Annotated in this window: 17 protein-coding genes; 9 read left to right on the top strand and 8 right to left on the bottom strand. The window is 69.8% G+C overall.

Translation table 11 applies throughout. From position 1 onward, the window contains the following. Positions 1–9 precede the first annotated feature (9 nt). Entirely contained in the window at positions 10–1,518 is a 1,509-nt protein-coding gene (locus ABT300_RS16950) for a cytochrome ubiquinol oxidase subunit I (protein WP_319276966.1), read from the bottom strand. Between the two features lie 169 nt (positions 1,519–1,687). Next, complete coding sequence (gene hisC, locus ABT300_RS16945) at positions 1,688–2,767, bottom strand: histidinol-phosphate transaminase (protein ID WP_351676016.1); 1,080 nt, start codon at positions 2,765–2,767, stop codon at positions 1,688–1,690. Positions 2,768–3,216: 449 nt separating this feature from the next. Here hisC and ABT300_RS16940 point away from each other — a divergent pair, with 449 nt between their 5' ends. From ABT300_RS16940 to ABT300_RS16930, 3 genes are all read left to right on the top strand, one after another. After that, a complete protein-coding gene (locus ABT300_RS16940; protein WP_351676014.1) occupies positions 3,217–4,329 on the top strand; it encodes a LacI family DNA-binding transcriptional regulator in 1,113 nt (370 codons plus the stop codon). A 533-nt stretch (positions 4,330–4,862) separates the two neighbouring features. Further along, positions 4,863–5,948, top strand: coding sequence for a metallophosphoesterase (locus ABT300_RS16935; protein WP_351676012.1), 1,086 nt, complete (start codon positions 4,863–4,865; stop codon positions 5,946–5,948). A gap of 203 nt (positions 5,949–6,151) precedes the next feature. Further along, a complete protein-coding gene (locus ABT300_RS16930; protein ID WP_351676010.1) occupies positions 6,152–7,048 on the top strand; it encodes a hypothetical protein in 897 nt (298 codons plus the stop codon). A gap of 183 nt (positions 7,049–7,231) precedes the next feature. Here ABT300_RS16930 and ABT300_RS16925 read toward each other — a convergent pair whose 3' ends face one another. Next, entirely contained in the window at positions 7,232–8,728 is a 1,497-nt protein-coding gene (locus ABT300_RS16925) for a VWA domain-containing protein (RefSeq protein WP_351676008.1), read from the bottom strand. A 123-nt stretch (positions 8,729–8,851) separates the two neighbouring features. Beyond that, positions 8,852–10,660 carry a phosphomethylpyrimidine synthase ThiC gene (thiC, locus tag ABT300_RS16920; RefSeq protein WP_351676005.1) on the bottom strand — a complete coding sequence of 603 codons (1,809 nt, stop codon included), beginning with the start codon at positions 10,658–10,660 and terminating at the stop codon, positions 8,852–8,854. Positions 10,661–11,224: 564 nt separating this feature from the next. Here thiC and ABT300_RS16915 point away from each other — a divergent pair. Then, positions 11,225–12,973: a YibE/F family protein gene (locus ABT300_RS16915; protein ID WP_351676002.1), complete on the top strand. Its 1,749-nt coding sequence runs from the start codon at positions 11,225–11,227 to the stop codon at positions 12,971–12,973. Positions 12,974–13,131: 158 nt separating this feature from the next. Here the strand turns inward: ABT300_RS16915 and ABT300_RS16910 are convergent, their stop codons facing one another. The 4 genes from ABT300_RS16910 to ABT300_RS16895 form a co-directional block, all read right to left on the bottom strand. After that, positions 13,132–13,578, bottom strand: a complete 447-nt coding sequence (locus tag ABT300_RS16910; protein WP_351675999.1) for an SsgA family sporulation/cell division regulator — start codon at positions 13,576–13,578, stop codon at positions 13,132–13,134. Positions 13,579–13,678: 100 nt separating this feature from the next. Continuing rightward, positions 13,679–14,533 carry an IclR family transcriptional regulator gene (locus tag ABT300_RS16905; RefSeq protein ID WP_351675996.1) on the bottom strand — a complete coding sequence of 285 codons (855 nt, stop codon included), beginning with the start codon at positions 14,531–14,533 and terminating at the stop codon, positions 13,679–13,681. A gap of 210 nt (positions 14,534–14,743) precedes the next feature. Further along, positions 14,744–14,956: a DUF5326 family protein gene (locus tag ABT300_RS16900; protein ID WP_319276942.1), complete on the bottom strand. Its 213-nt coding sequence runs from the start codon at positions 14,954–14,956 to the stop codon at positions 14,744–14,746. Between the two features lie 183 nt (positions 14,957–15,139). After that, positions 15,140–15,457: a cupin domain-containing protein gene (locus ABT300_RS16895; protein WP_107442990.1), complete on the bottom strand. Its 318-nt coding sequence runs from the start codon at positions 15,455–15,457 to the stop codon at positions 15,140–15,142. Between the two features lie 58 nt (positions 15,458–15,515). On the opposite strand from ABT300_RS16895, the gene ABT300_RS16890 reads away from it, so the two are divergent. From ABT300_RS16890 to ABT300_RS16870, 5 genes are all read left to right on the top strand, one after another. After that, on the top strand, positions 15,516–15,893 hold the full coding sequence (locus tag ABT300_RS16890; protein WP_351675991.1) for a phage holin family protein: 378 nt from the start codon (positions 15,516–15,518) through the stop codon (positions 15,891–15,893). Between the two features lie 7 nt (positions 15,894–15,900). Next, complete coding sequence (locus ABT300_RS16885; RefSeq protein WP_351675988.1) at positions 15,901–16,440, top strand: low molecular weight protein-tyrosine-phosphatase; 540 nt, start codon at positions 15,901–15,903, stop codon at positions 16,438–16,440. Beyond that, positions 16,437–17,594, top strand: a complete 1,158-nt coding sequence (locus ABT300_RS16880; RefSeq protein WP_351675985.1) for a cystathionine gamma-lyase — start codon at positions 16,437–16,439, stop codon at positions 17,592–17,594. Before ABT300_RS16885 ends, ABT300_RS16880 begins: the two co-directional genes overlap by 4 nt. Positions 17,595–17,821: 227 nt before the next feature. Next, entirely contained in the window at positions 17,822–18,727 is a 906-nt protein-coding gene (locus ABT300_RS16875) for a LysR family transcriptional regulator (RefSeq protein WP_351675982.1), read from the top strand. Between the two features lie 110 nt (positions 18,728–18,837). Then, the gene (locus tag ABT300_RS16870) at positions 18,838–19,320 is read left to right on the top strand and encodes an NUDIX domain-containing protein (protein ID WP_020130685.1); all 483 of its coding nucleotides are present in this window, start codon (positions 18,838–18,840) and stop codon (positions 19,318–19,320) included. Positions 19,321–19,433 lie beyond the last annotated feature (113 nt).

Below are 19,433 nucleotides of genomic sequence, written 5' to 3'. Positions count from 1 at the left end.
TCCCTCGGCCTAGTAGGAGAAGGCCATCGGCTTGTCGGCGTCCTGGGAGTCGCCGCCGATCTTCGTGGGCGGGTTGAGGTCGGCCTCGGTGAGCTCGGGCGGGCCGGCCTTCACGTACTTGGCCAGCAGCTTGACCTCGACGACGGCGAGGACGGCGTACAGCGCGGTGAAGACGGTCATCGAGAGGAGGACCTCGCCCTGGGAGACTCCGGGGGAGACCGCGTCCCGGGTCTGCAGGACGCCGTAGACGACCCAGGGCTGGCGGCCCATCTCGGTGAAGATCCAGCCCCAGGAGTTGGCGATCAGCGGGAAGCCCAGGGTCCAGATCGCCACCAGCCAGTAGAGCCTCGTGAGCTTGGGGCCGAGCGCCTTCTTCCCGAACAGCACCACGTGCGGCACCTCGTCCTCGCCGACCCTCAGGTGCTGCGGCAGCAGGAACTTGCGGCGGGTGAGCCACAGTCCGGCCAGTCCGATCGTGAACGAGGCCATGCCGAAGCCGATCATCCAGCGGAAGCCCCAGTAGGCGACGGGGATGTTGGGCCGGTAGTCGCCGGGCCCGAACTTCTCCTGCTCGGCCTTGTTCACGTCGTTGATGCCGGGGACGTAGGAGCTGAAGTCGTCGTTCGCGAGGAAGGACAGCAGACCCGGGATCTCGACGGCGACCGTGTTGTGGCCCTTCTCGACGTCGCCGTAGGCGAAGACGGAGAAGGGAGCGGGCGCCTCGCCGTCCCACAGCGCCTCGGCGGCCGCCATCTTCATCGGCTGCTGCTTGAACATCACCTTGCCGAGGACGTCGCCGCTGACCGCCGTGAGCAGACCGGCGATGACGACGGTGACCAGGCCCAGCCGCAGTGAGGTCTTCATCACCGGGATGTGCTTCCTGCGGTACAGGTGGAAGGCGGCGATGCCGACCATGAAGGCGCCACCGGTCAGGAAGGCCGCCGACAGCGTGTGGAAGACCTGGGCGAGCGCGGTGTTCTGGGTGAGCACGGCCCAGAAGTCGGTCAGCTCGGCCCGGCCCTTCTTCTCGTTGATCCGGTAGCCCACGGGATGCTGCATCCACGAGTTGGCCGCGAGGATGAAGTAGGCGGACAGGATCGTGCCGATCGAGACCATCCAGATGCAGGCCAGGTGGATCTTCTTCGGCAGCTTGTCCCAGCCGAAGATCCACAGACCGATGAAGGTGGACTCGAAGAAGAAGGCGATCAGGGCCTCGAAGGCGAGCGGGGCGCCGAAGACGTCACCGACGAAGCGCGAGTAGTCGGACCAGTTCATGCCGAACTGGAACTCCTGCACGATGCCGGTGACGACGCCCATCGCGATGTTGATCAGGAAGAGCTTGCCCCAGAACTTCGTCGCCCTGAGGTACTTCTCGTTCTCCGTGCGCACCCAGGCGGTCTGCAGTCCGGCGGTCAGGGCCGCCAGGGAGATCGTCAGGGGGACGAAGAGGAAGTGGTAGACGGTGGTGATGCCGAACTGCCAGCGCGCCAGGGTCTCCGGCGCCAAAGCCAGGTCCACGTCGCCGCTCCTTACTCACGCTTGTGAATGCGTTCACATTCACAAGCCATTATGCCGCACGGACTTTCGACATGAGAAGGGGGGTCCCCGCCCTGTCACGGAAACCCCCCGCACCCCACCTGACCAGCTCATACGCCACGGAGAACGGCAACGCACGCCCCGGCCGGGGCTACACCTCCTTGCGGAAGCCCTCCGCCGCCTTCAGGAAGATGTCGTTCGCCTCGTTCTCGCCGATCGTCACCCGCACGCCCTCGCCCGGGAACGGCCGCACCACGACGCCGGCCTGCTCGCACGCCCCCGCGAAGGCAGCCGTCTGCTCGCCCAGCCGCAGCCACACGAAGTTGGCCTGCGTCTCGGGCACCGTCCAGCCCTGCGCGCGCAGGGCCTCGACCACCCGCAGACGCTCGCACACCAGGGAGCCCACCCGGCCCAGCAGCGCGTCCTCGGCGCGCAGCGAGGCGATCGCCGCCTCCTGGGCGAGCTGGCTGACGCCGAACGGCACCGCCGTCTTGCGCAGCGCCTCCGCGACGGGCTCGTGGGCGATGGCGAATCCCACCCGCAGACCGGCCAGGCCGTAGGCCTTGGAGAAGGTCCGCAGCACGCACACGTTGGGGCGCTTGCGGTAGAGCTCGACGCCGTCCGGCACCTCGGGGTCGCGGATGAACTCGCGATAGGCCTCGTCGAGCACGACCAGCACGTCCCGCGGCACCCGGTCCAGGAAACGTTCCAGCTCGGCCCGCCTGACGACGGTGCCCGTGGGGTTGTTGGGGTTGCAGACGAAGATCAGCCGCGTCCGGTCGGTGATCGCGTCGGCCATCGCGTCCAGGTCGTGCACGTCCCCCGGCGTCAGCGGCACCTGCACCGCCCGTGCGCCGCTGATCCGCGTGATGATCGGGTACGCCTCGAAGGACCGCCAGGCGTAGATCACCTCGTCGCCCGGGCCGGAGGTCGCCTGCACCAGCTGCTGGGCCACGCCGACCGAACCGGTGCCGGTGGCCAGATGGGCGGTGGGGACGCCGAAGCGCTCGGAGATCTCGTTGACCAGAGCCGTGCAGGCCAGGTCCGGGTAGCGGTTGAAGGCGGCGGCCGCGGCCGTCACACTCTCCATCACCCCGGGCAGCGGCGGATAGGGGTTCTCGTTGGAGGACAGCTTGTAGGCCACGGGACCGCCCGCCGCAGCCGGCCTGCCCGGCTTGTAGGTGGGGATACCCTCCAGCTCGGCGCGCAGCTTGGGGCTCGTCTCGCTCACCGCAGTCCTCCTCGTGACACCACCGGCTTCAATACTGCTCACCTTATGAGGATTCGGCCCCGGTGCGTACAGGTGAGGAGCCGGTGACGGCGACGGGGCAGGAGCGGACGGCCCCCGCCCGGCCGCCTCGGGACACGGGGACGTCCGCGACTTCTGCGGACAAAGGAGGATGAATGGGCGGACGCCCAGGGGCGCGCCGCACATATATCTATGCGCCGGTGGCTCGCGCCGTGGCGCGCATCCCTCGTGCAGGTGAGTTGAGACCTCTTCGAAACATCGGTGCGTTGGCAGGCTCATCCGTGCCGACACGCCACGTCCTGGGGTTCAAACCGCCAACTGACTTTGTTTCTAGTGCACTTGACCCCCTAACGCCTTGCAGAAACGTGCCTGTCAATGTGTGCATATGCGTCCGCCCTACCCCATCGAATGAGCCCTACTATCGGCTCGCCATGACAGCAGCAGGGAAGCACCAGGTGAGCCGCGCGGAAACCTCACGCCGAGGCAGCCGGCCGGGCCGGGCGGGCATCAGGGACGTGGCCGCCGCCGCCGGAGTGTCCATCACGACCGTCTCGGACGCCCTCAACGGCAAGGGCAGGCTCCCCGACGCCACCCGACGCCATGTCCGCGAGGTCGCCGACCGACTGGGCTACCGCCCCTCCGCGGCCGCCCGAACCCTCCGTACCGGCAAGTCGGGCCTCATCGGCCTGACCGTGACCACGTACGGGGATGAACCTTTCACCTTCACCGAGTTCGCGTACTTCGCGGAGATGGCGCGCGCCGCCACGTCGGCCGCGCTGGCCCGCGGCTACGCGCTCGTCATCCTCCCCGCGACCTCGCGCCACGACGTGTGGTCGAACGTCGCCCTGGACGGCACGGTCGTCATCGACCCCTCCGACCAGGATCCGGTGGTCAGCGAGCTGGTCCGGCAGGGTTTACCGGTCGTCTCCGACGGCCGTCCGGCCGGCACGCTCCCGGTCACCGCGTGGGTGGACAACGACCACGAGGCGGCCGTCCTCGACATCCTCGACCATCTGGCCGACGCCGGCGCCCGCCGCATCGGCCTGCTCACGGGCACCACCACCGACACCTACACCCACCTCTCCACCAGCGCGTACCTGCGATGGTGCGAGCGGGTCGGCCAGGACCCCGTCTACGAGGCCTACCCCGCCCACGACCCGTGCGCGGGCGCCGTCGCCGCCGACCGGCTGCTGGCCCGCCCGGACCGCCCCGACGCGGTCTACGGCCTGTTCGACCCCAACGGCACCGACCTCCTCGCCGCCGCACGCCGCTACGGGCTGCGCGTGCCGGAGGAGCTGCTGATCGTCTGCTGCAGCGAGTCCACGGTGTACGCCAACACCGAGCCGCCCGTCACCACCCTCTCCCTCAAACCGCGCCGCATCGGAACGGCGGTCGTGCAGCTCCTCATCGACGCCATCGAGGGCGTGGAGTCGGAGCAGACGGTCGAGCAGGTGGTGCCGACCGAGCTGATGGTGCGAACCTCGTCCCAGCGCCGCCCGCCACGCACGACAGTCAGCCCGCCCAGGGCGCCGGAGAAGGGGTGAGCGGGGCGGCCCGCCGAGAGACCGCACCGCGTCAACTCCGTTGAGGAAACAGCACGTATGGGCGTTTTCCGCGAGGCGACGGCCGGCTCGGACGATCGCAGTGCCCGAGCTCCGTCGGGCGACGGCCACGGTCCCGGCCGGGCCGTCGCGGCGGACCCCGGCGACTCCCCGACGCCCCGCGCCCGTCCTCTGCGGTTCCTCTGCGGTTCCTCCGCAGTCACCGAAGTCACACGCGTCGCGGCCGGCGCGACGCCCCTCACCCCGGTCCCCGACGAGCGCCCACCCCGCCGACCGGCGGGAGTCCACCGACGGTGCGCAGGTGCGGACACGGTGTGCGCGGGACGGGCGGGGACTGCCGAAGCCCGGGCCAATCGGGGCGAAAGCCACGACGAACCGGAGCCCCGCCTCGATTCCCCACCCCTGGGTCATCACACGGCGCGATCCGCATTCCTATGATGGGCGCACGGCACCCCGGGCCGCTGCGACCAGGCAGCCCGAAGGGTGCAGATGCGGCGCGATGGTGGAGGGGTCTGATGACTCAGGGGGCCGGTCAGGGACCCGAGGTGGAGCGGACGGCGACGTTGCGCGACTTCCGGGTGCCCGCGTACGTCAACGAGACCGGTCCGTACGACCACGACACCCATCCCGGGAACGCCGCACCGCCCCTCGAGGAGCCGCTCGAGCACCCGGACGGCTACACGCCGACCCAGCGCGACCTGCCCGTCATCAACCGTCGCGGCGACACCCTCCAGGTGGCCGTGGACCCGGCGGCCGTCCAGGCGCCGGTCGCCGCGACCGGCCCGGGCCCGCTGTTCGTCGTCGGCGACGTGCACGGCTACCTCGACGACCTGCTCGCCGCCCTGCGGGAGAAGGGCCTCGTCGACGCGGCCGGCAACTGGTGCGCGGGCACCGCCCGCCTCTGGTTCCTCGGCGACTTCACCGACCGCGGCCCGGACGGCATCGGCGTCATCGACCTCGTCATGCGGCTGTCCGCCGAAGCCGCCGCGGCCGGCGGGTACTGCAAGGCCCTCATGGGCAACCACGAGCTGCTGCTGCTCGGCGCCAAGCGGTTCGGCGACACCCCGGTCAACTCCGGCGCGGGCACCGCCACCTTCCAGGCGGCCTGGCTGCTCAACGGCGGCCAGAAGTACGACATGGACCGGCTCCAGGACCACCATCTGCAGTGGATGTCCCGTCTGGACGCCATGGAGGAGGTCGACGGCCATCTGCTCGTCCACTCCGACACCACCGCCTACCTCGACTACGGCGACTCGATCGAGGCGGTCAACGACACCGTCCGCGAAACCATCACGCGCAACGACGCGGACGAGGTGTGGGATCTGTTCCGCAAGTTCACGAAGCGTTTCTCCTTCCGCGACGAGGGCGGCGCCGACGCCGTGCGCTCCCTCCTCGATACGTACGGCGGCACCCGCATCGTTCACGGCCACAGCCCGATTCCCTATCTGCTCGGCGAAGTCGGCTCCGAGGAGGGCGAGGACAACCGCGGACCGCACGTCGAGGGACCGCACGTCTACGCCGACGGGCTGGCCATCGCGATGGACGGCGGCGTGACGATGGCCGGGAAGCTCCTGGTGCAGCAACTGCCCCTGGGCATCTGAGCGTCACCGTCCGCTTGCGGTGCGTCACCCGGCCCGTTCCCGACGCGCCGTCCGCGCCGCAGGCCAGGGGCCAATTTCGGCAAACCCCCTGTCACGCCATGCCGTCGCCGCTCTACCATCGGTTCATCCGTAGCAGGCTCCCCTCCGTTTCTGCCCGACGGCTCGTTGGCATGCGAGCCCCAAGCCCTACGGAGCATCGGGGGATGCACATGAACAGCGTTCCGCAGCACCTGCACAGCGAGGACCGCCAGGAATACGAGCGGATCCTCGACGAGGCGCTGCGCTCCGCCCCACACCACCCGGAACTGTCCACAGTCGGACAACGGCTCAACTCCGAACAACTGCGCACCATGGCCCTCAACGCCTCCGCGCTCATCACGGTGGCCGCGGCGGCCGAGTACCAGCACTACGTGAAGATCCGCGAGGAACTGCGCCATCCCGCGCCGCCGACGATCCAGGCCACCCCGTCGGGCCCGTCGTCAGCGGCCGGGACCGGCCCCGCGGAGCCGGGCGCGACCGCGATGGGCTTCGCCACCAGCATGGGGGAGGCGGCCCAGGCCGCCGAAGCCGCGGGTGCCGGCGCGGTCGCCGCCGTCCTCACCCCCGTCCTCGCCGCTACCGCCGCGGCGATATTCCTCCTCGTCGGTTACATCCTCAGCGTGCTCGACCCCCAACAGGCCTTCGCCCGGACGATGCTCACGGCCGGTTGGACCTTCGGGGCCGTGGCCGCGGCCGCGATCCTCGTCGCCACCGTCGCGCTGTTGATCACCGCCCTGCGCAACCGGCCTTCCCTGGAAGCCGGACCGTACGGCGAACTGAGCGAGGAGGTGGACCAGGCCAGAGAGGCCTGGCGGGAAGCCCTGCTGGAGCGCGGCATCCTGCCGTTCCTTCAGGAGGCCCTGAGCACTCCCGGGGCGGTGCCCCCGGTGCACAGCGACCCGGTTCCGCCCGCGCCCGTCAGCCGTCTCCCGAAGATCGGCTACGACCGCCCGGGCTTCAGCAGCCCCGACGACGGCCGCTCGGCCGGCTCACGGCCCAGCTTCAGCAGCCCCGACTACACCAGCCCGGACTTCGGCGGGCCGGACCACCAGCCGGAATAGGAGGGAGTCCGGACAGGAGTGAGTCCGGCCGCGCCCCTGGCGAACCCGGCCGCCCGCCGAGAGGTGCGCCAACAGGTGCGCCGACAGGTGCGCCGCCCGGCGACGGGAGCGCGTGCCGACGACGGGGCGACACCCAGGACGCATCCAGAGCGCGTCCGGGGGCGTCCGACGGCGGGAAGGCCGTCAGAGAATGCCGGCCTGCCCCGCCGCCCTGATCCAGCTGGGGAACTCGGAGAGCAGCCGGTCGTACAGCTCCTGGTCGGGGACGCTGCCGATGTCGTCGACGGCGAAGAACCCCACGTTGTCCACACGACGGCCGGGCAGCGTGTCGAACCGTTCCAGAACCCCGTAGTTGGACCGGCCGAGGCCCACGAACTGCCAGAAGATCGGCTCCTCGACCGCCGCCCGCAGCTCCCGCTCGATCGCCGCGTCCCGATAGACCCCACCATCGGAGAAGAACAGCACCAGCGTCGGAACGGGCGCCGGATTCTCCCGGACGTAGGACCTGACCTGCGCGATCGCTTTCTGCTCCTCGTTCTGGATGCCGACCGAGCGCATGTCGACCTGCCCGGGCTCCAACCCCTTGCGGGGCTTCTTGCCGCGCCGGAACAGGCTCATCTCTCCCCCGCGCACATGCAGCCGCAGCCACTCGGGCAGGTCCCCCAGACGCAGATCGGGGAGGCGGGCGGCTTCGCTGGCGAACGTCCAGGCCTGCATCTCGCCGTCGTCGTCCAGTTGCGCCACCACGGCCGCCATCCGCTCCACGACGTCGGCCACCACGCCACGGGAGTACAGGAACGCCATGGAACCGGAGGCGTCGAGGACGAGCACGACCCGGGCCGTGATCCCGGCCGCCCCTCGCTTGCTCAGGCTCACGGCGACCTGCTCCTTGCGCAGCGACAAACGCTTGCGCATGTCCACAGGAAGCCGCTCCTCCTCCTTGGTCAGGCGGGGACCCGACGGCCCGGCAGCAGCCGCTCCCGCCTCCGGCCCGCCCGGGCGCACGAACGCCGGTGAGGCCTGCGGGAGGGTCGGGGGCGTGACCGGGCTCCCGACCCCTGGCGTCGTCCCCGGGCTCCCGGCCCCGAGCGCGTCCGGGGCCGGGGCATGAGGCGGCCTGCTCGACCGAGCGGGCGCCTCCTCCTGCTCCTCGTCGACCGTGATCCCGAAGTCGGTGGCCAGTCCCGCGAGTCCGGACGCGTACCCCTGCCCGACCGCCCGGATCTTCCAGCGACCCTCGCGCAGGTACAGCTCACCGCCGATGAACGCCGTCTCCGTGTCGGCCTGCATCGCGAAGCGAGCCAGTTCCGATCGCCCGTCCCGGTCCAGCACCCGCAGTGTCAGACCGGTGACCTGCCCGAACACCCCGCCGTCGGCGGACGCGCACAGCACCACCCGCGTGATGACGCTCTCCAGGGCGCCGAAGTCCACCTCCACGGTGTCGGTCGTCAAGCCGCCGGCGCGCTGCTTGCCGAGGTGCCGGACAGCGCCGGACGCGTGGCGGGGCTGGTTGTAGAAGACGAAGTCACCGTCGCCCCGCACCCGTCCGTCGGCGGTCAGCAACAGCGCCGAGGCGTCGACGTCCGGCCCCCCGGACCCCTCGGACCAGCTGAGTTCCACACGAACGGCGGGCGAGTCGACCGCCAGGTTGGCGCCCTTGCTCATGGATCGCGCAGTCATGAGCACAGTCAAGCACCGCGGCCCGCCCCCGGTCCCCGGCCGGGGCGAGCCTCCCCGACCGGGAACGTCGGTCAACCGCGCCCGGGCCCCAGGCCAGCCCGAGTCGTCCGTCGTCCGTCGCCGTCAGGTGGCGAGGGGCAGATACACCCGGTTCCCGCTCTCCGCGAACTCCTTGGACTTCTGCGCCATGCCCTCCTCGATCTCCGACCTGCTGCCACCGTGAGTCCGACGAATGTCCTGAGAGATCTTCATCGAACAGAACTTCGGCCCGCACATCGAGCAGAAGTGCGCCGTCTTCGCGGGTTCGGCCGGAAGGGTCTCATCGTGGAACTCCCGTGCCGTGTCCGGGTCGAGGGCGAGATTGAACTGGTCCTCCCAACGGAATTCGAAACGGGCGTCGGACAGCGCGTCGTCCCATTCCTGCGCGCCGGGGTGACCCTTGGCGAGATCGGCGGCATGGGCGGCGATCTTGTAGGTGATGACGCCGGTCTTCACGTCGTCGCGGTTGGGCAGACCGAGGTGTTCCTTGGGGGTGACGTAACACAGCATCGCGGTCCCCCACCAGGCGATCATCGCAGCGCCGATGCCGGAGGTGATGTGGTCGTAGGCGGGCGCGACGTCCGTCGTCAGCGGGCCGAGCGTATAGAACGGAGCTTCATCGCAGATCTCCTGCTGAAGGTCGATGTTCTCCTTGATCTTGTGCATCGGGACATGCCCCGGGCCTTCGATCATCGTCTGTACATCAAAACGCTTGGCGATCCTGTTGAGTTCCCCGAGTGTCCTCAACTCGGCGAACTGGGCCTCGTCGTTGGCGTCCGCGATGGATCCCGGCCGCAGCCCGTCGCCCAGCGAATAGGTGACGTCGTAAGCGGCGAGGATCTCGCAGAGTTCCTCGAAGTTCTCGTAGAGGAACGACTCCTTGTGGTGGGCGAGGCACCAGGCGGCCATGATCGAGCCGCCGCGCGACACGATGCCCGTCTTGCGGTTGGCGGTGAGCGGGACGTACGGGAGACGGACGCCCGCGTGGACCGTCATGTAGTCCACGCCCTGCTCGGCCTGTTCGATGACCGTGTCTTTGTAGATCTCCCAGGTCAGCTCCTCGGCGCGGCCGTCGACCTTCTCCAGCGCCTGGTACAGCGGCACCGTGCCGATGGGGACCGGGGAGTTGCGCAGCACCCACTCGCGCGTGGTGTGGATGTTGCGTCCGGTGGACAGGTCCATGACCGTGTCGGCGCCCCAACGGGTCGCCCAGGTCATCTTCTCGACCTCCTCCTCGATGGAGGACGTCACCGCCGAGTTGCCGATGTTGGCGTTGACCTTCACCAGGAACCGCTTGCCGATGATCATCGGCTCGATCTCCGGGTGGTTGACGTTGGCCGGCAGTACGGCCCGGCCTGCGGCAATCTCGTCGCGCACCACCTCGGGCGAGACGTTCTCCCGGATGGCCACGAACTCCATCTCGGGCGTGATCTCCCCCCGGCGCGCGTACGCGAGCTGAGTGACGGCCTTGCCGTCCCGGCCACGGCGGGGCAGACGCGGGCGGCCCGGGAACACCGCGTCGAGGTTGCGCAGACCTCCGCGCGGCGAGGTGTGCTTGATGCCGTCGTCCTCCGGACGGACGGGACGGCCTGAGTACTCCTCCGTGTCGCCACGAGCGATGATCCAGTTCTCGCGCAGCGGGAGCAGTCCCCTGCGCACATCCGTCTCGACGGCCGGATCGGTGTACGGGCCGGAGGTGTCGTACAGCGTGACCGACCGGCCGTTGGTGAGGTGCACCTGTCGGACCGGCACCCGGAGGTCGGGGCGATCGCCCTCGACATACCCCTTGTGCCAGCCGATGGACCTCCCGTCCTCCACACCGTCGACGTCGACCGCGTTCTCGCTGGTGACGTCCTGCGTGGAGGCAGGCGTGCGTGCGTCCTTGTTGGTCATGAGACCTACTCCCTACGCCGGCATTACCCGGTAACAGGTTCGGCGGTCGACGCAGCGGCTACCGTCTCCCGACGCTCATGGGAAACATCACTCGATTCGAGAGACGTTCCACGTGAAACATCGCGAAGACGGAGGTCAGCGTCCTCTCAGCCCGGTGCTCCGAGCTCCCGCGTGTGCAAAGGTGGCTCCACGCTAGCGGCTCATGTGGCGCGGTGAACAGTGGGCCTCTGTCGTTCTTGCGATGATCGGGCGGTGACGACACACCAGCCCCCGTACCCGCCGTCTGAGCCGCCCCGTCGGCCTGCCGCCGGAAACGGTCCCGGCAATGGCCCTGGCGCCGGTGCCGGCAACGGCTTCGAACCAGGCCTCGGACGCGGCCCCGGAGGGGACCGCGGTGTCGACGACAGCGGTGCCGACCGCGGTCGCCCTCACGAGCGGCCCCACGGCTCCGGTCCTGATCGGCCTCCGGGATACGCCGGCGGTCTGGGGGGCCTGAGCGGTCTGCGTCGCCAGAGTCGTGGTGCGGTTCCGGACGGCCGGGACCGAGGTGCCGGCGGCACTCCTGTGCAGGGTTACGGGCACGCCCCTTCCGCACGCGGCAACCCGCCGGGGCAGCCCCCCGGGTACGGGCAGAATCCCGGCGCCGACCGAGACCCGTTCGCCGAGGCGCCTCGTCACAGCGGCTGGGGGAACAGTCCCGGCGAGGGGCACGACGGCGGCCACGGTCACCGCCCCGACGACGCTCAAGGGCGCAGCCCCGGCGGTCCTCAGGGGCACGGCCACGGCGAGGTTCAAGGGCCCGGCCACGGTCACGGCCATGCCTCCCGCCACGGTCACGACGCCGACCACGGTCACGGCGCCGACACCGGCGCCGATTCCGTCGCCGACGGCAGCCGGGGAAGCGGCGGACACGGGAGCGGCGGACACGGGCCTGGAGCCGGGCACACGCACGGTCACAGTCACAGCCACGGTCCGGCCGCCCCCGTCTCCCAGCATCTGCGCAAGGTCATCGCGGCCATCCTGATCCCGTTCGGCGCCGCGGTGCTGGTGGGCCTCGTGGTGCTGTGGCCCGGCGGCGCCCCCGCGCACGAGCGCACCGGCGTCGGCTTCGACCGGCAGACGCAGCAGGCCACGGTCACCAAGGTGCTGCGCGTGAGCTGCGCGTCGGTGAACGCCTCCGGCGACACCCCCACCGGGGACACCTCCACGGCCGAGGGATCCTCCGCCCAGCAGCAGGCGAGGGGCACCTGCAAGAAGGCCACCATCCGGGTGGACACCGGCGACGACAAGGGACGCACGTTCACCGAGATCGTCCAGCCGGACCAGTCACGGCAGTTGGAACAGGGCGAGAAGGTCGTGGTCGCCTACGAGCCCTCCGCGCCCAAGGACCTCCAGTACTCGGTCGCCGACGTGAACCGCCGTGTTCCGATGGCGTTGCTGGCCATCATCTTCGCCGTCGCCGTCGTGGTCGTCGGGCGGCTTCGCGGCGTCATGGCGCTGATCGCGCTGGCCATCAGCTTCATGGTGCTGAACTTCTTCGTCCTCCCCGCGATCCTGCAGGGCTCCAATCCGCTGATCGTGGCGGTGGTGGGGTCGAGCGCCATCATGCTGATCGCGCTGTATCTCTGTCACGGCCTCTCGGCCCGTACCTCCGTCGCGGTGCTCGGCACGCTCATCTCACTGCTGCTGATCGGCGTCCTCGGCTCGCTGTTCATCGACTGGGCCTTCCTGACCGGCAACACCGACGACAACACGGGCCTGATCCACGGCCTGTACCCGTCCATCGACATGAGCGGTCTGCTGCTCGCCGGCATCATCATCGGCTCGCTCGGCGTCCTCGACGACGTGACCGTCACCCAGACGTCGGCGGTCTGGGAACTGCACGAGGCCAACCCCTCGATGGGCTGGCGCGCCCTGTACCGCGCCGGCATCCGCATCGGCCGGGACCACATCGCGTCCGTGGTGAACACGCTCGTTCTCGCCTACGCGGGTGCGGCGCTGCCCCTGCTGCTGCTCTTCTCGATCGCGCAGAGCAGCGTGGGCACGGTCGCCAACAGCGAGTTGGTCGCCGAGGAGATCGTGCGGACGCTGGTTGGCTCGATCGGCCTGGTCGCCTCCGTGCCCGTGACGACGGCGCTGGCGGCCCTCGTGGTCGCCGCGGACCGCCCGTCCTCGGGAGCGGCGCCCGTGACGGCTCAGAGTGCGTCTCCGGCGGCGACGACGGTTCCAGCAGGGGCGACGGCTTCGGCGGGGGCGGCGCCCGCCGGTTCGGCTCCGGCCCGCGGCGGCCGGGGCCGACGGCGCAAGCACTGATCGAACCGCCGGTCCGGGAGCCGCCCCTGCACCGGCGGCGTCCGGACCGGCGGCGCTCGTAGCTCTGCTGCACGCGCCGCCAGAAGACGAAGAACCGTTACTGCGCAACGTCGTCCGCAGCGAGGCACCCCGGTCCGGCACCGCCCGCCACCGTCGCCTCAGCCCGCGTTCTGCTCCTCCGCCAGGATGCGGTTCAGCGCCTCGTCCAGATGAGCGTCGAAGTCGGCGAGCGCACCCTCCTGGCCGAGCGGCACCACCTTGTCGGTGCGGTCGAGGAACGCCACGAGCGGGGCCGCAGAGGAGCGGAAGAGCGCCTGGTCGCCGCCGACCTGAAGCCGGATCAGAACTTCGCCCAACATGTCGGGTTCCACGGGTGAAACCCGGACGTCTCCCTCCCCGCACGGCCTGCCGACCCCGTCGATGAGCAGCTCACGCCCGAAAACCCAGGTCACCGGGGCGTCGCCGGGCAAATGAAAGGTGAGCCGCACGGCATAGGGATCGCACGACTCGTACCCCAGCTCCACGGGGATGCGGAAAGAGAGCTCCTCGGAGACGAGGAAGCTCATCATGACCTCTGCCTGTACTGCCTGCACGGACTCGCGCATCGCCTTACCCCGTCATTTGCCGTCGACTGGCCGGGAATGGACCATCTGACACTGCACGCATCTTGCAGAAAGTACACAACAGATCACAAGGAGTGAGTTTTCAGATACTGATAGAGATCGCGAGCGACCCCAGAAGCCGCCCCACCTCGTTCTGCAGTTCCCGGGCCGCGGGCAGCAACCGGTCGGCGTGATGGGCGGGAAGGGAGATCGCCATGGTGGCCGCCGTGGTGCCCACGGTGATCGGAATCGCGGCGCAGACCGTGCCCAGCGCGTACTCCTGGCGCTCCACGACGGGGTCCATGCGCCGCATGCGTTCCAGGCGCCGCAACAGTGTGTGGTTGTCCCGCACGGTGTACGGCGTGATCGACTGCGCCGGATAGCGGCCCAGGTGGTCGCGGCGGGTGTCCTCGTCGAGCTGGGACAGGAGGCACTGGCCGATGGCGTGCGCGTGTGCGGTCTCGCGGAAGTCGGCCCACTCCTCCACCGCCGGGTTTCCCGGGGTGTCCGAGACGCACATGATCTCGATCTCGCCCTCGCGGTAGCGGGCGTAGTACACCGGCACACCGATCGAATCGCGCCACTGCGCGAGCGTGTCGGCGACCGTGCTGCGACGTTTCTGCGCTGCTCCGCTGCTGCCGAGCCGCTCGGCGGCCTCGCCGAGGAAGAACAGTCCCTTGTCCCGGCGCAGATAGCCCTCGTGCACCAGCGTGCGAAGCAGGTGGTAGGCCGTGGGCAGCGCCAGACCGGTCTCCCGGGCCAGTTGTTTGGCCGGGGCCCCGTATGCGTGCTCCGCGACGGATTCCAGCAGCCGCATGGCGCGCTGAACCGAGCCGATCAGGGTGGCCGCCGGATGCGGCTGCTCGGGAACGCCGGGGTGCGGGCGTTGAAGGGGAGGCGCCGGTGCGCGCGGCTGGTCGGGAGGCGCGTGCGGCTCTGCGGATGCGGTGTCAACCATGGCCAAGGGTCACTCTCGAAGGGCGAGGGGGCGGTCCGTGCGGGGAACACGGGTGGGGGTGTACGCCGCTCGCGGGGGTCGTCCCCGCGTCGAGTTCCGGACTTTAACCGGCTGCCACCGCATGCAGACGGGCTGTCAGGAAAACTTCCCCCGGGCGAGGGAACCGGCGAATCGTGTTACCGGTCGCCGGTCTCCCGCGCCCCGCACCGCTCACCAGTTGCTGCGCGAGGACGAACTCGACAGGAACTTCCGCACCACGTAGATCAGTCCGCCGACCAGCGCGACGAAGACCAGCAGCTTGAACAGCAGGCCGATCACGAACCCGACGACGCTGGCTATCAGCCCGCCGAACACCACGAGGGCGATGACCGGCACCGCAACCCACTTCACCCACCACGGCAGTCCCGAGAAGATCTCTTGCATCGCCCTGGTCCTCATCCTCTTCGGTCGACGTCCGGCGCCTCTGTCGGGCCGGATCATTTCGATGTCCTGCCGTCGATGCTAGGGCCGGCAGGGGCGCCCGCGGGGGCCTCGCACCCCTTGTCCTCCCCTGACCGATCCCCTAGGGAACCCCGAGGCCCGGGCTCGGCTGCGAGGCGGAGACGGTCAGCCCTCCGGCGGCGAGAACACGACGAGGACCCGCAGGTCCTCACTGATGTGATGGAACTTGTGGGCGACGCCCGCCGGGACGTACACCACGCTGCCGCGCGCCACCTGCGTGGTCTCCAGGCCGACGGTGATCGACGCCCGACCGCTCACGACGAAGTACACCTCGTCCTGATTGTGCGGGTTCTGTGGATCATGCGTGCCGGCGTCGAGCGCGTACAGCCCGACCGACATGTTCCGTTCGCGCAGGAACTGCAGGTAGGCCCCGTCGTTGGCGGCGCGCTCCGCCTCCAGTTCATCCAACCGGAATGCCTTCATCGACCTAGTCCGCCCTCGTCCGGTGCTCGTTGCCGATCTCTCTGCCACGATCAGACACATGAAGAATTTCGTAGTCAAGACGATCGCCAACGCAGGCGCCCTGGCGGTCGCCGTCTGGCTGCTCGACAAGATCACCCTGACCGGTGACAGCACGGGCAAGAAGATCGGCACCCTCATACTCGTCGCCCTGCTCTTCGGCCTGGTGAACTCCCTGGTCAAGCCGGTAGTGAAGGTGCTGACCTTCCCTCTGTTCATCCTCACGCTCGGTCTGATCACCCTGGTGGTCAACGCGCTGATGCTGCTGCTCACCTCATGGCTGGCCGACACGCTCGACCTGAGTTTCCACGTGGAGGGTTTCTGGACCGCGGTCCTGGGCGGCCTGATCATCTCGGTCGTGTCCTGGGCGCTCAACGTCGTCCTGCCGGACGGGGACTGACCAGTCGATGACCTACCGCGTCTGTTTCGTCTGCACCGGCAACATCTGCCGCTCGCCCATGGCCGAGTCGGTCTTCCGCGCGCGGGTGACGGACGCCGGTCTCGAGGCACTGGTCGAGGTCGACAGCGCCGGCACAGGTGACTGGCACGAGGGCGAGGGCGCCGATCCGCGCGCCCTCGCCGTCCTGGAGGGGCACGGGTACGCCCTGGACCACACGGCCCGGCGATTCGAGCCCTCCTGGTTCGTCCGCCTCGACCTGGTGATCGCCCTGGACTCCGGCCACCTCGGGGCCCTGCGCCGGCTCGCCCCCACGCAGGAGGACGCGGCGAAGGTACGGCTGTTGCGGTCCTACGCCCTCCCGGACGCCGTCCGCCGCCGGGGAGCCGATTCGTCCGCTTCCTCCGGCCCGGCCGACGGCGACCTCGACGTCCCCGACCCCTACTACGGGGGCCGGGACGGCTTCGAGGAGTGTCTTGAGATGGTGGAGGAGGCGAGCGACGGCCTGCTCGCCGCCGTACGGGACAACATGGAAGGACGAGTGGCATGAACGATTTTGCTGCGAACGGGGACCCTCGGGGAGGCGACGGCGAAGGCACCCGCGCGGTGCGGGCCGGGCTGCCCGAGCCCGTGAAGTACGAGCCGACCCTCCCGGGCCCGGTGTTCGCAGCCCATTTCCACCTGCCGGGCGAGCCCACCGGGCCCTACACCTACGGACGCGACGAGAACCCGACGTGGACCCGCCTGGAGCACGCCATCGGCGAGCTCGAGGCGCCGGGGCAGGACGACGTCGAGACGCTCGTCTTCGCCTCCGGCATGGCCGCGATCTCCTCGGTGCTCTTCTCCCAGCTGCGCGCCGGGGACGCCGTCGTGCTGCCCGACGACGGCTACCAGGCACTGCCCCTGGCACGCGCCCAGCTGGAGGCGTTCGGCATCGAGGTGCGCACCGCGCCCACCGTCGGCGACGCTCAACTCGCCCTGCTCGACGGCGCGAAGCTGCTGTGGATCGAGTCACCGTCGAACCCCGGGCTCGACGTGTGCGACATCCGCCGACTCGTCGAGGCGGCACACGCGCGTGGCGCGCTGGTGGCCGTCGACAACACGCTCGCCACCCCTCTCGGTCAGCGGCCGCTGGCGCTCGGGGCCGACTTCTCGGTGGCCAGCGGCACCAAGCAGCTCACCGGGCACGGCGACGTACTCCTCGGCTACGTCACCGGACGCGGCGGCGAGCCCATGACGGCCGTACGACGCTGGCGCAAGATCGTCGGGGCGATTCCGGGGCCCATGGAGGCGTGGCTCGCGCACCGGTCGATCGCCACCCTGCAGCTGCGTGTCGACCGGCAGAGCGCCGGCGCGCTGGCCGTGGCGGAGGCGCTGCGGGGGAGGCCCGAGGTGAGCGGGCTGCGATATCCGGGGCTGCCTGACGATCCCTCGCACAAGGTCGCCTCGCAGCAGATGCGGCGCTATGGCTGCGTCGTCTCCTTCACGCTGCCCACGCGCGCGCGTGCCGAGCGTTTCCTCGAGGCCCTGCGTCTGGTGGACGACGCCACGAGCTTCGGCGGGGTCCGCTCCACCGCGGAGCGGCGGGGCCGCTGGGGCGGGGACGCGGTGCCGGAAGGGTTCATCCGGTTGTCCGTGGGGGCCGAGGACACCGAGGACCTGGTGGCGGACGTGCTGCGTGCGCTGGAGGCATCGGCGCGATGACCGCTTTGCGCACCCCCTGCAGGCTTCTCCCGGCCGCGACGGACGGTCCGAGCCTCCCCCCTCGTGGCTCGGACCGCCCGCGGTTCTGCGCGCGAAGAACCGCGTCCACAAGGCTAGTTGACTCTGTGTCAGTGTCCAATCACTCTAGCGACAGAGACCTATCGACTTATTTATAGTTGTGCCCTGCCTCAGAGCCGGGAGGGAATCGGGAAAGAGGAGGAGGCGCCATGGATCTGGCCTTGCTACGCACGTTCGTGACCGTGCACCGGGCCGGCTCCTTCACCCGCGCCGCCGCTCTGCTGGGTCTGTCCCAGCCGGCCGTGACCTCTCAGATCCGCACTCTGGAGCGACAGGTGGGTCGCCCGCTGTTTCTGCGCCAGGCTCGCGGCGTCACCCCGACCAGCGTCGGCGACGAACTCGCCCACAAGGCCGCCCCGCATCTCGACGCCCTGGCGGAGATCGCTCAGACGGGCCTGGACGACGAATCCGCCGAGCGCACCCTGCACCTTGCCGGGCCTCTTGAGTTCACCGCCGAGCGGGCCCTCCCCGCGCTCACCGGGCCGTCCCCCGAAGACGGGCAGGGGTTCGCCGTGCGCGCGTCCTTCGGTACCGCGGAAGAGGTTCTGGAGGGCCTGGCGGCCGGGCACCATGACCTGGTCATCAGCACGGTCCGGCCGCGCGGAGGACTGCTCATGGCCACCCCGCTGTGCGACGAGGAGCACGTCCTGGTGGCCGCCCCCCAGTGGGACGAGCTGATCGACGCCGGGAAGCTGTGCCGCAAGGGCGCGTCCGCGCTGGAGAACCTTCCGGTCATCGAGGTCCATGAGTCGCTTCCCCTGGTCTCCCGCTACTGGGCCGCGGTCTTCGACTCCCGGCCGGCGGCCTCGGGCGCCGTCATCGTCCCGGACCTCCGCGCGGTGCTCGCCTGCGCGATCGCGGGCGCAGGGCTGGCGGTCCTGCCCCGATATCTGTGCGCGACCGCTCTCGAGCGCGGTGAGGTCGTCGCACTGCACGAGCCGGCGGTTCCTCCCCTGCGCACCTACGTCCTGGTCGTGCGCACCGGAACACTCGCAGTGCCCCAGGTGGCAAGGGCCCACGAGCGCTTGCTGGCGGCCGCTGCCGGGTGGACCTGACGGCATTTCCCGGTGGCGCTGACGCCATTTCCGGGCGATGTCACAGCCTGGCTCGGTCCGGTCACGCATCACGATGTTTCACGTGGAACCAGCCGGGCCACATTTCTCCCATGACCGTCCGACCCGTGGTCAAGCGCACCGCACGAGCCGTACTGCTTGACGGCGACAACCTGATCCTGATCAAACGCACCAAGCCCGGTGTGGATCCCTACTGGGTCACGCCCGGTGGCGGGGTCGAGCCGGACGACGCGACCGTCGTGGACGCCCTGCACCGCGAAGTCCACGAGGAGCTGGGGGCCAAGATCACGGATGTGGTGCCCTGTTTCGTGGACACCGTTGAGCACATCGGCGACGACGGGGGTGCGACCGGCGTGAAGGTGCAGCACTTCTTCGTCTGCCGTCTGGAGTCCATGGACCCGGCGCAGCGGCACGGACCCGAGATCGAGGAACCGGCGGGTGAGTACGAGATCGTCCGTGTGCCGTTCACTCGCGTCGGGATCGCCTCCGTCCACCTGGTGCCACTGTCACTGCGGCACTATCTCGACGGCAACATCGAGGGCGTCCGCGCCATGCACGCACCCGACCTCGGCTGATGTCCGCATCCGGTACTGCTGGACGCGCGTTCCATGTTTCACGTGAAACACCTGCTCGTCCTGAGCAGCCGGATGAGGTATGGCCAAAAGCACCTGTACTCACGGGGAAACGA

This window comes from Streptomyces sp. NPDC001027, assembly GCF_040299045.1.
Taxonomy (GTDB): domain Bacteria; phylum Actinomycetota; class Actinomycetes; order Streptomycetales; family Streptomycetaceae; genus Streptomyces.
The sequence above is the reverse complement of the archived record's forward strand: the minus strand, read 5'-3'. Positions and strand labels throughout refer to the sequence as shown.

What these genes read in the sequence shown, in the direction of transcription:
- ABT300_RS16925 (WP_351676008.1), bottom strand. Translation starts at nt 8,728, where the DNA reads ATGACTGCGCGATCCATGAGCAAGGGCGCCAACCTGGCGGTCGACTCG.
- ABT300_RS16900 (WP_319276942.1), bottom strand. Translation starts at nt 14,956, where the DNA reads ATGCAAGAGATCTTCTCGGGACTGCCGTGGTGGGTGAAGTGGGTTGCG.
- ABT300_RS16930 (WP_351676010.1), top strand. Translation starts at nt 6,152, where the DNA reads ATGCACATGAACAGCGTTCCGCAGCACCTGCACAGCGAGGACCGCCAG.
- ABT300_RS16875 (WP_351675982.1), top strand. Translation starts at nt 17,822, where the DNA reads ATGGATCTGGCCTTGCTACGCACGTTCGTGACCGTGCACCGGGCCGGC.
- ABT300_RS16935 (WP_351676012.1), top strand. Translation starts at nt 4,863, where the DNA reads ATGACTCAGGGGGCCGGTCAGGGACCCGAGGTGGAGCGGACGGCGACG.
- ABT300_RS16895 (WP_107442990.1), bottom strand. Translation starts at nt 15,457, where the DNA reads ATGAAGGCATTCCGGTTGGATGAACTGGAGGCGGAGCGCGCCGCCAAC.
- ABT300_RS16910 (WP_351675999.1), bottom strand. Translation starts at nt 13,578, where the DNA reads ATGCGCGAGTCCGTGCAGGCAGTACAGGCAGAGGTCATGATGAGCTTC.
- ABT300_RS16870 (WP_020130685.1), top strand. Translation starts at nt 18,838, where the DNA reads ATGACCGTCCGACCCGTGGTCAAGCGCACCGCACGAGCCGTACTGCTT.
- ABT300_RS16880 (WP_351675985.1), top strand. Translation starts at nt 16,437, where the DNA reads ATGAACGATTTTGCTGCGAACGGGGACCCTCGGGGAGGCGACGGCGAA.
- ABT300_RS16885 (WP_351675988.1), top strand. Translation starts at nt 15,901, where the DNA reads ATGACCTACCGCGTCTGTTTCGTCTGCACCGGCAACATCTGCCGCTCG.
- thiC (WP_351676005.1), bottom strand. Translation starts at nt 10,660, where the DNA reads ATGACCAACAAGGACGCACGCACGCCTGCCTCCACGCAGGACGTCACC.
- ABT300_RS16890 (WP_351675991.1), top strand. Translation starts at nt 15,516, where the DNA reads ATGAAGAATTTCGTAGTCAAGACGATCGCCAACGCAGGCGCCCTGGCG.
- ABT300_RS16905 (WP_351675996.1), bottom strand. Translation starts at nt 14,533, where the DNA reads ATGGTTGACACCGCATCCGCAGAGCCGCACGCGCCTCCCGACCAGCCG.
- ABT300_RS16940 (WP_351676014.1), top strand. Translation starts at nt 3,217, where the DNA reads ATGACAGCAGCAGGGAAGCACCAGGTGAGCCGCGCGGAAACCTCACGC.